General features: G+C 55.6%; 11 protein-coding genes. 2 read left to right on the top strand and 9 right to left on the bottom strand.

Annotated features, from left to right (window positions below):
- Nucleotides 1-155: 155 nt before the first annotated feature.
- The 8 genes from ACZ25R_RS02815 to ACZ25R_RS02780 all read right to left on the bottom strand — a co-directional run bounded on the left by ACZ25R_RS02815 (nt 156) and on the right by ACZ25R_RS02780 (nt 8,779).
- Nucleotides 156-1,337: a Hint domain-containing protein gene (locus ACZ25R_RS02815; protein WP_472459972.1), complete on the bottom strand. Its 1,182-nt coding sequence runs from the start codon at nt 1,335-1,337 to the stop codon at nt 156-158.
- A 61-nt stretch (nt 1,338-1,398) separates the two neighbouring features.
- Nucleotides 1,399-2,103 carry an outer membrane protein gene (locus ACZ25R_RS02810; protein ID WP_464664493.1) on the bottom strand — a complete coding sequence of 235 codons (705 nt, stop codon included), beginning with the start codon at nt 2,101-2,103 and terminating at the stop codon, nt 1,399-1,401.
- A gap of 147 nt (nt 2,104-2,250) precedes the next feature.
- Nucleotides 2,251-3,393 carry a hypothetical protein gene (locus tag ACZ25R_RS02805; RefSeq protein ID WP_472459971.1) on the bottom strand — a complete coding sequence of 381 codons (1,143 nt, stop codon included), beginning with the start codon at nt 3,391-3,393 and terminating at the stop codon, nt 2,251-2,253.
- A gap of 9 nt (nt 3,394-3,402) precedes the next feature.
- Nucleotides 3,403-4,734 (bottom strand): glycosyltransferase family 4 protein, encoded by a 1,332-nt coding sequence (locus ACZ25R_RS02800; protein ID WP_472459970.1) that lies wholly within the window; start codon nt 4,732-4,734, stop codon nt 3,403-3,405.
- Nucleotides 4,735-4,788: 54 nt separating this feature from the next.
- A complete protein-coding gene (locus ACZ25R_RS02795) occupies nt 4,789-5,652 on the bottom strand; it encodes an FkbM family methyltransferase (protein ID WP_472459969.1) in 864 nt (287 codons plus the stop codon).
- A 106-nt stretch (nt 5,653-5,758) separates the two neighbouring features.
- Nucleotides 5,759-6,910 carry a polysaccharide biosynthesis/export family protein gene (locus ACZ25R_RS02790; protein WP_464664497.1) on the bottom strand — a complete coding sequence of 384 codons (1,152 nt, stop codon included), beginning with the start codon at nt 6,908-6,910 and terminating at the stop codon, nt 5,759-5,761.
- A 114-nt stretch (nt 6,911-7,024) separates the two neighbouring features.
- Nucleotides 7,025-7,936, bottom strand: a complete 912-nt coding sequence (locus ACZ25R_RS02785; RefSeq protein ID WP_472459968.1) for a helix-turn-helix transcriptional regulator — start codon at nt 7,934-7,936, stop codon at nt 7,025-7,027.
- Nucleotides 7,937-8,506: 570 nt separating this feature from the next.
- The gene (locus tag ACZ25R_RS02780; RefSeq protein ID WP_464664499.1) at nt 8,507-8,779 is read right to left on the bottom strand and encodes a hypothetical protein; all 273 of its coding nucleotides are present in this window, start codon (nt 8,777-8,779) and stop codon (nt 8,507-8,509) included.
- A 390-nt stretch (nt 8,780-9,169) separates the two neighbouring features.
- On the opposite strand from ACZ25R_RS02780, the gene ACZ25R_RS02775 reads away from it, so the two are divergent.
- Both ACZ25R_RS02775 and ACZ25R_RS02770 read left to right on the top strand, forming a co-directional pair.
- Nucleotides 9,170-10,069, top strand: coding sequence for an alpha/beta hydrolase (locus ACZ25R_RS02775; protein ID WP_472459967.1), 900 nt, complete (start codon nt 9,170-9,172; stop codon nt 10,067-10,069).
- Nucleotides 10,070-10,096: 27 nt separating this feature from the next.
- Complete coding sequence (locus tag ACZ25R_RS02770) at nt 10,097-10,864, top strand: 4'-phosphopantetheinyl transferase family protein (protein ID WP_472459966.1); 768 nt, start codon at nt 10,097-10,099, stop codon at nt 10,862-10,864.
- Here ACZ25R_RS02770 and ACZ25R_RS02765 read toward each other — a convergent pair.
- Complete coding sequence (locus ACZ25R_RS02765) at nt 10,861-12,207, bottom strand: lysine N(6)-hydroxylase/L-ornithine N(5)-oxygenase family protein (RefSeq protein WP_472459965.1); 1,347 nt, start codon at nt 12,205-12,207, stop codon at nt 10,861-10,863. The genes ACZ25R_RS02770 and ACZ25R_RS02765 overlap by 4 nt on opposite strands.
- Between the last annotated feature and the right edge of the window lie 5 nt (nt 12,208-12,212).

The raw sequence follows: 12,212 nt of genomic DNA, 5'->3' as shown, positions 1-12,212 counted from the left end.
ACTGCTCTCCAAGTGCATTTGAAGTTTACTTCATGCTGAAAAATAGAGTTGTAAATGAAGTATATTATATATCTAAAGTATATTATTGTCGTGCGTGGTTAATATTACAGATTGCAGCGACATATGTCGCTGCAATCTGTGTTTATGTTTTTATATCAAGACGCTTTTGCTTCATCCGTGGTGTAGCCAAGGGCGGTTTCACGTTCGGCGATCAATGCGCGTGCTTGATCAACGGCGGGGCCCCAGTAAGCCAAGGGATAGCAAGCCTTCGCCTGTTTCGCCTTTGGGGATGTGAACTGGAGAACACCCGGTTCGAAGAATGCGCTCTTGTTGCCGAGGTCGAGATAGCTCTCGGCCTGTGCGCCTTCCGCCCAGATCACGTCATGCTCTTCGAGTTCGACGTGGAAATAATCAATTGGACTGAGAATGATCTCCTGCAAAATTGTTGTGCCGTTGATCAGCAGTTTTGCAGGAATGAGCGAGCCTTCGATAAACATGCAATGATCAGGAGAGACGAAGAGATCTCTTGACGGCTGGTTTTCCGATATTGCTCCGGCGCAGATTCGAATGGGTAACTCGTCGCGAGGTTTATCCATGGCCTTCGGATCGAGCTTCCGGCTTCCTATCCACTTGATCGGGACTGCACCATTGTTCACGGTGAGAACAATGTCGCCAATCTTCAGGAATTCGACGGCGACTTCGCCGCCAGGTGTTGCGATGAGCGTTCCGCGAACGAAGCACGGAGTAAGGAACGTGACAGTGTTGTCACTGCTGGTGAACTGGTAGGTTGCCCCTGCTGGAATCTGGTAAGATGCAAGAGGTTGCAAGACACCAAGAGGGCCGTAGAATGTAAGCGTATTTCCGCTGAGCTGCACGCTGGCCGCGTTGACGACCGTTACCTTGTCACCATTGTCCACATTGATGATACTTGGCGGAGTGCTGAGATTGAGGTTTACGGTTCCTGGGTTGTATGTGAAATGTCCGGTGCCGCCGGCGGTAGCGAAGTCGATTGTGGTGCCGTTCAACAGGCTGGCAGCAATGGGAGCGGCGAGGATTGTCAGATTGGTACCCGCGCCAATATTGTAATGGAATGTTGAACCTGCCGTTACACTGAGAAGTGCCGTATTGACCGTAAGATTGGCGTTGTTCACGAGATTGATCGTCGTGCTGGTGACAACACCGGCACCCGCGACATTGGTCAGCGTGACATTGACGCCATCCACAGTGAGGATGCCGTTTGAAACCAGGCCCAAATTCACCGTGTCGCCGTTACTGGCGTTGCTGGAATTGATGGTCTGGTTGGTGTTGGATACAAGTTGAACGTTTAGCAAAGTCATGACAAATCCCTCTCTGTTAAGAGCTCGGTGTTCGTTGCTTGCATTCCCAGAGTGGGGCGGATCAGAACTTGTAGTTCAGGCCGACGCGCACGCTGTGGAAATCAGACGTTGCGTCTGTCGAAATGAAGTCATTCCCGACCGTATGCGTGCCGAGATTGATGTATTGGTATTCGAGTTTGGCTGTGAGGTGGTCTGTGAAGGCATGTTCGATACCGGCGCCCGCGACCCAGCCGGCCCGGGTCTTGCTCTCGCTGGCGGCGTTGCCGATGCTGTCGGAAATCGAGTATTTGACATTGCCGTAGGCCAGGCCGCCCGTTCCGTAAATCATCGTGCGGTCAAATGCATATCCGAGGCGCGGACGAACGGTGCCGAACCAGTCGATCTTTGAGTGGGCATCGAAGTTCACGCGGCCAAGCGGACCGGAAATGCTGTCGCTGATGTCGCCGCCCTGGAAATCCGCTTCCAGGCCGAGAACGAAATTGTTGATCTGATAGTTGTAACCGATCTGGGCGCCGCCGAGAAAGCCGTTATCCTCCAGGGTGCCGATGCTGCCGAGGAAATTGCCGCCTTCGCGAAATCCAACGCGGTCATTTCCAGAAAATGCATAGCCGGCGTTCACACCGGCATAAAAACCCGTCCAGGTAAAAGCCGGTGCCGTGAACACTGCTTCCGGCGGAGCTGTATCAGTGACGGCATCGGCGGCATAAGCATTGCCCGATAAAACTGCGGCTGCAAAGAATAGACCGATAGCACCAAGTTTCTGCATAACTTTCACCTTCAAAAGACCAACTTCGAGGTGAAGATTGCCATAGATTATAATTACGATATATACTTTAATTACATTGGTTTATCTAAATATAGTCGCCAGATGTCTGTGTTTGTCGCGTTTTGTATTGCAATGGGAAATATCGCTTCAGTCCTGATGGTTAACGGATTCCAGTTTCATTGCGACCGCATCCTGTTCGGGCTGCGGATCCGAACCGGACTGGTAATCTTCGGGAGTGCCAATCTCGCTATGGACCGGACTTAATTCGACGTGCCAGTGCGCGATTGAGCCCTCGATGGAGCCTGTTTCTGTAAAGAGGCGAATTTCAATCGGTATTTTAGGCCGTTCAACCCGGAAGGTCGTTTCCGCTGCGAACGACCCTGTTCCGGACGGGCGAACGCGGATTTTACCCAGTACGTCCTCGCTGTAGATTTCGATCGTAAAAATCTGTCCGTAGATATTCTGATCAATATCCAGGAAAAACCGGACGTTCCACTCGCCGGCCGGAAGATGGAAGTAGGGCCCATAGACGAGGCAGCGAGCCTGTCCGACAAGGTCGATTTCACCTGTCGCGGGCTCGCCTCCCTTGTCGGCAAGCAGGAAGCTTTCCTGCGGCCAGGTGAGAGAAGCGACCTGTCCCTTAAGTATTTTACCATCAAACGGTTCAATCGCGTGCTGTACAATCTTCAACAGCCCTTCCACCTTTTCCGGCTGATGCACATCGTGCGGGCTGATCCTGGCGGCGGACTCCTCAAGGGTCGGAATGTGCCGGGTTTCTGTGGTTGAACCGGTGCTGTCCATGCCCAATTGTTCCAGGCACCGGACCATGCCGGCGGGTGTCAGCGAGACATCGAGCTGCCGGCACAGTTGAGCGATGATGCGGTGGATGCGCACATTGCCGATTTTTGAACGGTCCAGATGAACGAGAAAGGGGTGTGGGCGCATTTGCGAAACGCAGGCAATGCTGGCTGACAGAGAGCGAACCAGTGATATATCTTCCTTCGCGAACTGATGGATGAGATGTGCAATGGAATCCAGGGCGCTCTCGCTGAAGATGATGTAGGGAGTCTTGGAGCGGCAAAGAAATGCGCACAACGCCGCATCGGGGTAGAGCGAAGACAGGATGACATTCTGGCTGCTCCGGCTTGTCCAGGCATTGCGCATGTCGTCCAATGTTTCCACGGGCGCGTAATTGTAATCGTCGAATGCTTCGTCCGCTATGACTTTCAGGGCATGGATTCCCCAGGTCGACATCAGACCCGGTATCCCCAAAGCAATCTGAAGAGTCATCTGGCCTGTCTACCTCCCGCCGTTGAAGACGTTGTCGTACAGTGAACTGACAGCCTGATGATAACGCGCAGGCGAGAAAAGTTCAGCCTGTTTGGGTCCGAGATTGGCAAGATGGTTGCAGAGGTCGTCATCGCGGGCAAGCGCCTTGACCGCATTGCGCAGGGAATCCGTGTCGTAAGGATCGATCAACAGGGCAGCATCACCGGCAATCTCTGGGACGGACCCCTCCGTTGATGTCAGGACCGGTGTGCCAAGCTGCATCGATTCGAGGACCGGGAGACCAAAGCCCTCATAGAGGGATGGGAAGAGCACGGCGCGGGCACCGCGGACAAGACTGATGAGAAGAGAATAGGAAACGAAGTCGAAACGATGGATACGGCGGCCAGGAACAACCCGGTTTTCGACGTGTGTGTAGAAGCGAAACCGCTCGTCGTCGATGAGGAGCTGTGTCTGGTCACCTTTCCAGCCCGGCGCGCCGACGATGATCAGGGGAAAATCCACCTTGGCCGAGAGATAGGCTTCGACCAGCCTGGACAGGTTTTTCTTGGGCTCGAAGGCGCCAAAGAACAGAAAGTATTTCTTCCAGTCGAGATTGAAGATGCCGGCAATTTCATCGGCCGCAACGCCCTCCGGTTTTTCGCGTAAATCCAGAGGGACGTGGACAGCCTGATACGTATTGGTGATGCGCTTCTCGTCTACCCCGAGGATGCGAATGATGTCCTGCTTGGAGGTTTCGGAGACCGTGACAATGTGATCGGCCGTTTTGGTCAGATGGCGCAGCAGCTTGTAGTGGTATCGCTTGTTGTCCTCGGTCAGATAGGGAAGACGCAATGGAACCAGGTCATGAATGGTGCAGATGTTCAGGCCTTGGCGCGCTCTGAGCGGCAGCGGATATGTGCAGTGAAGAAGATCAGGAGCCTTGTCGAATGACAGCGGCAGGCTTTTCCCGAAAGTCTTGAAGTGCTGACGGGCCAACGCAAAGATATCATTGTGCGCATAGAGAAACTCTGAATCCATCAGGTTTCCCTGCAGCGATTTGACGATGACCGTGCCGGTCAGGGGAATGGGGGTAGGGGTCGCCCCCAACGGGGCGCCAATCTGCCGGCGCAGCCAGCGTTTCGCCTGCGCAACGGGAGCCAGTTTTCTGTTTGAATTATCGTCGAAAAGGATGACTTCCCGCAGGGCCGGATCTTTGGGGAGCTTGCCGCGAACCGAATGCACAATGCCCGTCTTGTAGTCGAGCTGGCGCGCGGTTTGAATCAGACCACGTGTATAGGTGGCCACGCCTGTGCCCTTTTGCATGGATAGATTGAGACCATCATACAGTATGGTTCTTGCCAAGTCGGCTTCCTTTCAGGGCGGCGCAGAAATGCAAATCAGCCCAAAATCGTACAATCATGCCGGTTCATGAGCCGACAAGACAAGCAGCCAGTCATCGCCAGTGCCGTTTGCAGAGAGCTGTTCGAGTGTCACAGCATGTGTCTGTCCCTGGAAATCGAGGTGCCGCAATGTGCCGTAGACCGCCGTCAACCGGCGAATGAACTCAACGCTGTTTGCATACCGGAGCGCATTAAACTCCATGACAATCATGGGCTTATGGCGTTTTATGGTTTCTTGCATCGCATCAAAAATATGTTCCTCCGCGCCTTCCGCATCGATTTTTATGAAGTCCACCCGCGCGTAGGACTGACACAGCTGATCGAGCGTCGCCGTGCGAACATTGACGAGAGATCCCGAGACAGCATCCGCGACGAAGCCGGGCTCCACCACTGCCGCGTTTTTGGGCTCATTGTGAGGGATGTAGAGGGAGACAAGCTTGTCGTTGGTATCGTTGAGTGCGATTTGTTCGAGGCGGGTACGACGCAGAAAACCGTTGAGATCGATGCTGCGCCTGAGAAAATCCATGGCATGGGGGTTGGGTTCGATCGCAAGCAACTGCCCCGACGCACCGACAAGCTCCGCCAGCAGGACCGAATAGTAACCGAAATTTGCGCCCACATCGACGGCGACCATGCCATCGCGCACGTTCCGGGCACAAAACTGTGTCAGCCAGATTTCCCAGTACCCATCCAGAAGAAGGTGCGATCCAAAGCCGCGGTCCCGGGTGTCGATATAGAATTTGTAGCGGCCCAGAATGCGCGCAACCGCTGTGTAGTCGCCGAGATAGGCGCTGCGTGCGAGGTTTTGAACGGCCAACTCCAGATCCGGGCGCTTGAAGCTTGCAATCTCATGGAGGTGAAGCAACGATTGGGATGGCATTGTTTACTCTCACGGCAGCTGCTCCCAGGGGAAGCATAGGACGGTAATGGTCTCGTTGTTCAAGTCCCCGCACACCGGCGGATCAGACGTTACGCTCTTGCCAGTTTCACTTCGTTGCCGCCGCCGCGCTTATGCCGATCGAGGTGGCGGACAAAGCCGGGGATGCGACACCCTGGAAGATTGCCATGACCTTCTGCCATTCGGCCCCGGATGCATTGGCAATGTAAATGACGTCGCGCGGCTGCATTTCGAATCGTTGCATTGCCAGCATCGTGCTCGTGTTCTTCATGTTGAAGCGGTACACCACGGGGATATATTCGCCGGAGTTGAGAAGCGGGTTGCCCGCGGGAAGAAAGCGTCTGGCAACGGAGGCGAGTTCGTAGCGCAGGACGAAGACGCCATTGGCATCAGCGCGGTTGTCGTTCAGGCCGGCCGCCTTGGCCAGCGCGTCGGCCATGGAAATCCGGGATGCTTCAAACGGAATTTCGGCATTGCGTCCAGCCGCACCCAACACAAGAATGGTGCGCGGTTCGCGCACGACGGTGATGAGATCCCCGGATTTCAGGCGTATGTTTTCCGCCGGATTTTCGATAAGCACGTCGAACGGAATACGGGCAGTCACGCCATTGCGCGTCAACCGGATGATGCTCTCGCTGGCTGCGGCCCGGATACCGCCCGCCGAAGCGATGGCATCCAGTATGCGTTCGCCAGCACCCGAAAGGGAAATCCGCGCGCCGGAGGCAACTTCACCAGTGACGGTGACGGAATTGGCCGTGCTGCGCTGAATGGTGACAAGCGCCTGGGGCTGGACGGCCTTGCCGTCAAGGGCCGCAGCGATCTGGCGCTCCACTTCGGAGGGAGTCCGTCCGGCAACGGCAATGCGTCCGGCATAGGGCACGGCGATCGTGCGATCGCCCGAAACGGTTTGTGGCGGAATGACCGTCGATCCGCCGGAGGATTGTTGAAAGCCTGCTGCGGTGATGTTGCTGCCGAACAGGCTGCCGGGCGGCGCTTCCCACAGGTTGACGCCAACCACATCGCCGACGGCAATGCGCAGGTCGCTCGTGCGCGGCCCGGCGCCAAAGCGATTGACGAGGCTTTCGCGCGGCCGCGTCGCCGCATAGGAAAGCACGGCGTCGTTCACGTCGACCATGGCGTAGTTGGTGCGCGTTTCCGTTTTCCGCTGCTCGACGATCTGCGCGGTTGAAGGACCCGAACCGGGAAGTGCGCAGCCGGAAAGGGCAATTGCAGACATCATGGTGAGAACCAGCCCCGCCGATGCGGATCGTCTCGGCTCCAAATACCGATGAAAGGGATAGAGTGGCATCACGATGCTTGGCAGTGAAGGTCCAGCTTGCCTCTTCAGCATGTCTTACGTGCTCTTTTCGTGAAATCGCATCATTGCCGACGGGCTCATTCCATAGGCATTCCGATACAGCGACGAGAAACGTCCCGGATTTGAAAACTGCAGATGCATGGCCAGGTCGGTGACATTGCGCGCACTGCCGCTGACGATTGCATCATGCGCCGCCGACAATCGGTACGCGCACAGAATGTGCATGGGGCTGGTATCGCGATATTCCTTGAACATACGCTGCAGGGCGCGGGAACTGCAGCCCGCTGCCGCCGCAATTTCATCGAGCGTGATCGAATTGTGAATGTTCTCACGCATGAACGCTTCGGCGTTCTGCAGGTAGCGCGGTGAAATTCTCCGGGAGGACTGGCTGCTCAGGGCGCTGACGTTGTCAGGCCTGGTCATGAACAGCTTGGCGAGCAGCAATCGTTCATACACGCCCGCCAGGACATCGCGGCCTGAACCCGCTGCCGCCGCTATATCCTCGCTCACGTAGCAAAGCGTCTGGTATAGCGCGGAAGCGCTGCCGGTGCGGAAATCATGCAGGGGCGAGAATGCGAGCTCCTGAAAGTACGGGCGCCGCATCAGGCGTTCGAAGTGTTCGCGCAATGTCGGTACCGGAACAAGATAACTCACCCAGGAGCTGGCCGGATAAAGTTTCGCCTTGACCCCCGGGCGGTCGAACACGCCGGTGGCGGTTCCCGCCGGAATATTCTGTATCTTGCGGTTCTTGGTATCGATGAGATCAACCGCGCCCTTGAGCACGAATACAAAGCTTAACGTTGCACCAATACCATTGGACGCAACTTCCAATCGGCCGCTTGTTTCACCATAAACGATGGATGTCTGATGTAATGGACACACCTGGCGTTTGAAGCCATAACGTCCCTGTTCATCGGGGAAGCCCGACCAGCGCCAATTCCCGTCCATCTTTTCAACATTGCCGGATATGTCGCCGCTTGAGCTCGGAAGAGATCTGTATTCAGAACGTTCCATCGGATTCTTATACATTCACTCCCCCCAAAAAACCCAAATACCTCAAGCAACTTCTGCAACGGAAGTTCAAGATCAACTTTAGACGTTCAAGGAAGTTCAGACTACGAGAAGTTTTACAGAAATAGCAACTAAAGAAATTGTCATAACAAGTTTTTCACTTATTTTGATTAATTCAAAATTTAAATACAAGTTTATATATCCCGTACAATACAAAACAATTGTTCAAGTCGTGAGATTTTTGAACACATTTTTCAATATATATATTGGCGTAAGCGAGAATAAATTGACGTTTATTATATATGTTTGTCGTGATGTGTATAATTTACACGCGTGATGCCAAATCGCGCACGCCCGGGGCGGAGGGCACCTTGTATGGTTAAAATGCCGCGATCAACCGTCGAGAGGGATCGCGCCTGTGATCCCCCGAAGGCATTTATACGACAAAATTATGGGTGTCTTGACGGGACAGAGGCACCCCATGGTGCCGATTCTAGCGGAAATACGCTATATTTTACCGTTCGGATTGAGGGGCGATGCATCGACAGCCGCCTGAATCGTTCTTGACGTGACGGATGGGCGCGCTCGGTTGGCGGCATCGATCATTTCGTTGGTTGGATCACGCAAGACATTATACACGATCGGAATGGCCGCCTTGGCATATTCCCGGTATGTCTGACGGACAAAATCCGGAATGCTGTCCCAGCTCTGGTTTCCAGTATATTTCTGGGCGTGGATAGCCTTTGCCATGGATTCGATTAGCTTTTCGTGTGCATTCATATATTTCTTCTCACTTCTTTGATAACTCCAAGGCAAAAAGAACGATCAATATGTAATTTACTTATACATATGAAGAGAGAGAATTCCGGTATCTGAGTAAACATCGGAAATTAACTGCGTTGCTGCAAGGGGCTTTCCATAATTGTTCCAGGGGAAATGGAATATATGGTTAGCGCAGCTTTCCTGCAGGCTGAGAGCCTATGGTCCCGCACCCGTTTGGCGATGATGAATTCCAGCACCTGGCGCTGCGTCGCAACGGTCCTTCCAGCGCCAGCGGATAATAAATATTGACCATTATAGTCATGTTTAATAACAGGGTAGCCGGATTTGCACCATGCAAGCTGCTCCGATGGCGGAAGGGTTCTCCTTCCCTTCACAAGATACGGACCAATGACAGCATTCTCCAATTCATCACCGGCCATGATTGGCAACACCACCTTTCATGACGTGGTCTCGAACCAGAATGGCCTGGTGTACCGCATTTTCGTCTACCGTCCCGGCGGGGAGCCGCCAAGCGATGGATGGCCGGTGCTTTACATGACCGATGGCAATGCGGTGATCGGTATGGCCGTCGACGCGATGCGGGCGCAGGCGAGTTATCCCAGCGGCACCAATGTGGCTTATGGCGTGATTGTCACCATCGGCTATCCCGTGGACGGCGCCTATGATCCCTTGCGACGCTCCTGGGATCTCGGGCCGCCGCCCGGACAGGTCTATCCGCCGTTCTATGAAAACACCCCTGAAGTCAGGACCGGCGGGGCCGGGGAGTTCCTGACGTTCATCGAAGATCAGATCAAGCCGATGATCGAAGCGGACATTCCCATTGATCGCAATCGCCAGGCGATCTTCGGTCATTCCTTCGGCGGCCTCTTCGTACTCTACAGTCTCTTCACCCGCCCATCGGCCTTCACAACATGGATTGCGGCGAGCGCGTCGATCTATTGGGAAAATTGTGCGATCAATGCCTTTCTTCCCCACTTCGAAGCAGCGCATGCGACGCGGCCGGGGGCGGCGCTTTATCTCTCCTGCGGCGAGTACGAGACGGACAAGCTGGCACCATTCCAGCGCGGTGCGGCCGATGAGGCGGACCGGCTGGCACAGAAGAAAATCACGTTGAATGATGTTCATTCCGTCGAACTCATGCGCCGGCTGAACGCCCTGCCTGACCGGCCGGTCCGGACGCAGTTCGAGATTCACGCCGGTGAAAACCACATGTCTCTGCTGCCGGTGGCGGTCAATCGTGCCATTCAGGCTGCCTTCGCCGTTGTAAAGCCGCGCCAGGACGGTTGAACACAGCCGGGGGAAGGGAGAGGCCCGATGCTGCCATATGATCGTCTCACGGATTTGCCGGAGGCCAGCCCGGCCCGGACCCTTGGGCATCCTGCTGCGATTGATATCTGGTGGTGGGCCTTTACTGAAGGCCAAACGGATTGGGGAAAGGTCAGGTCGGCACTCACGCTGCCGGAACAGGAGCGGGCGGCTGCGTTCAGGTTCGACCGGGATGCCATCGGGTTCATGGCAGGGCGTTACCTCCAGCGCAGCGTCCTGTCACTCTACACCGGAGCCGCGGCGGAGGACTTGAACATTGCTGCCGACGAACACGGCAAACCGTATCTTGCCGGCGAAACGGCGCTGGCATTCAATCTCAGCAATACCAACGGTCTGGCGGTGCTTGCAGTCAGCCGCGCGTGTACGGCTGTTGGCGTGGATGCCGAGATGCGCTCGGCGACACTTGAGGCCAGGGCGGCGCAACTCATCTGCTCCACCGCGGAATTTGCGACGCTATCGATGCTTCAAGGTGCCGAACGTCAGGCGCTGCTGCTCGCTTTCTGGACACTCAAGGAGAGCTTTTTGAAAGCGACAGGCCACGGGCTGGCTGTCGAGCCGCATCGGCTAAATGTGTGGGTTGATCCGGTAAGCCGGGCAATCCGTGTGGACCATGATCTGCCCGGAGATCGGGACAACTGGTGCCACCGGCTGCTTCTGTCCCCAAGCGGGCACATGATTGCGGTTTGCGCGCAATCGGATCGGACAGAACTGGAATTCCGCCAACAGAGCCTGCCCGATCCGATTTTCCGGTTCTAGTAATCTACGGCGATGGACTGGCCGACGGTCTCGTGCCCGCTCGACAGCCAGTTGACCTGCGAGTCATGCGGCTCCAGATCGAAGTGCTCGTGACCTGTAAGCGTGTTGATGATATGGGCGCTGCGCCATGCCATCAGGCTCAACTGTGAATCGGCGATGCCGTGGCTGTAGCGCCCGGCGTTCTGGGCAAAGATGCGGTTCTGCTTCGGACCGCTCCAGTTGAGACAGTATTCGTCATTGAGGGCGGGGCGGCTGTGACGGTCGAACTGGATACGGTCCTGCAACCCGGAGAGGGCCTCGGGCAGTTTGAACTGGTAACCTGTGGCAAGAATGATGGCATCGGCATGGGCAACCTCGACACCGCCGTCAAAGCGGTTGCGCACGATCAGCCGATAGCCGTCCTTGTCCGCTTCCACCTGAATCACATCGCGATTGGGCGAGAGCTTTGCCTCGATGCTGCGGCCTTCCAGATAGCGCAGACTGTAAAGCCGGCGGTAGATCGCATTGATCGTCGACAGGGAAAGGCCGTCGCTGGTCAGGATCGAAGCTTTCAATGCTTCGAGCTTCTGGTCATTGTTGAGGTTGAGGTAGGCATAGACATATTCCGGCGAAAACACCTGATTGGAAAAAGCGGTGTCGTTGATCGGTTCGAAATTGTGCCGGCGGCTGAACCAGTTGAGCTCTTTCAGATTGGCTTTGGAGTTGAGCAGGGATTCAACCACTTCGCCGCCGCTCTGGCCGCCGCCGATCACCGCGATGCGGGCTGCATTGAGGTCCGGCAGCCGGAATTTTGCTTCGGAATTGTGGAAGCAGCGTTCGCCGAGGAACGGTGCCGCCCATGAAGGGACGAAGGGCGTGGTTCCTGTTCCCAGCACGATGTTCTTTGCCGCCACACTGCCGTTGTCGAACTGCACCACGAACCTGTCCTTGTCGTGTTTGACCTCGCGCACGGCAGCATCAAATGAAACATTGTCGAGCTGTCCGGCGACCCAGGCGAGATACTGCGCAAACTCCCGGCGCGGCACGGCATCGTAATGGGCGTTGAGGAACGCATAGAGGCGCTTGTGGGCCACGAGATAGGACACGAACGACCATGGATTGGTCGGCATGACGGGTGTGACCAGGTCCTTCAGGTAAGACGACTGCAGTTCGACATCGGGCAGCATCATGCCGGGATGCCAGTCGAAATTTGTCCGGCGCTCGTAGAAATGCGCCTTGAGGCCGCCGACGCTGTCGAGCAGTGCCGCAAGGCTCAGGTTGGAAGGTCCGACACCGATACCCGCCAGATCGAGGGTCTCGTTCGGCTGGCGCGTATGATCATTGTTCGCAAACATGGCAGTCATCAGAA

It is taken from the genome of Phyllobacterium sp. RCAM01083, assembly GCF_055685835.1.
Note: the sequence above shows the minus strand (reverse complement) of the source record. Positions and strands in the feature narration are given on the sequence as shown.

What these genes read in the sequence shown, in the direction of transcription:
- ACZ25R_RS02770 (WP_472459966.1), top strand. Translation starts at nt 10,097, where the DNA reads ATGCTGCCATATGATCGTCTCACGGATTTGCCGGAGGCCAGCCCGGCC.
- ACZ25R_RS02790 (WP_464664497.1), bottom strand. Translation starts at nt 6,910, where the DNA reads ATGATGTCTGCAATTGCCCTTTCCGGCTGCGCACTTCCCGGTTCGGGT.
- ACZ25R_RS02810 (WP_464664493.1), bottom strand. Translation starts at nt 2,103, where the DNA reads ATGCAGAAACTTGGTGCTATCGGTCTATTCTTTGCAGCCGCAGTTTTA.
- ACZ25R_RS02785 (WP_472459968.1), bottom strand. Translation starts at nt 7,936, where the DNA reads ATGGACGGGAATTGGCGCTGGTCGGGCTTCCCCGATGAACAGGGACGT.
- ACZ25R_RS02765 (WP_472459965.1), bottom strand. Translation starts at nt 12,207, where the DNA reads ATGACTGCCATGTTTGCGAACAATGATCATACGCGCCAGCCGAACGAG.
- ACZ25R_RS02805 (WP_472459971.1), bottom strand. Translation starts at nt 3,393, where the DNA reads ATGACTCTTCAGATTGCTTTGGGGATACCGGGTCTGATGTCGACCTGG.
- ACZ25R_RS02795 (WP_472459969.1), bottom strand. Translation starts at nt 5,652, where the DNA reads ATGCCATCCCAATCGTTGCTTCACCTCCATGAGATTGCAAGCTTCAAG.
- ACZ25R_RS02780 (WP_464664499.1), bottom strand. Translation starts at nt 8,779, where the DNA reads ATGAATGCACACGAAAAGCTAATCGAATCCATGGCAAAGGCTATCCAC.
- ACZ25R_RS02775 (WP_472459967.1), top strand. Translation starts at nt 9,170, where the DNA reads ATGACAGCATTCTCCAATTCATCACCGGCCATGATTGGCAACACCACC.
- ACZ25R_RS02815 (WP_472459972.1), bottom strand. Translation starts at nt 1,337, where the DNA reads ATGACTTTGCTAAACGTTCAACTTGTATCCAACACCAACCAGACCATC.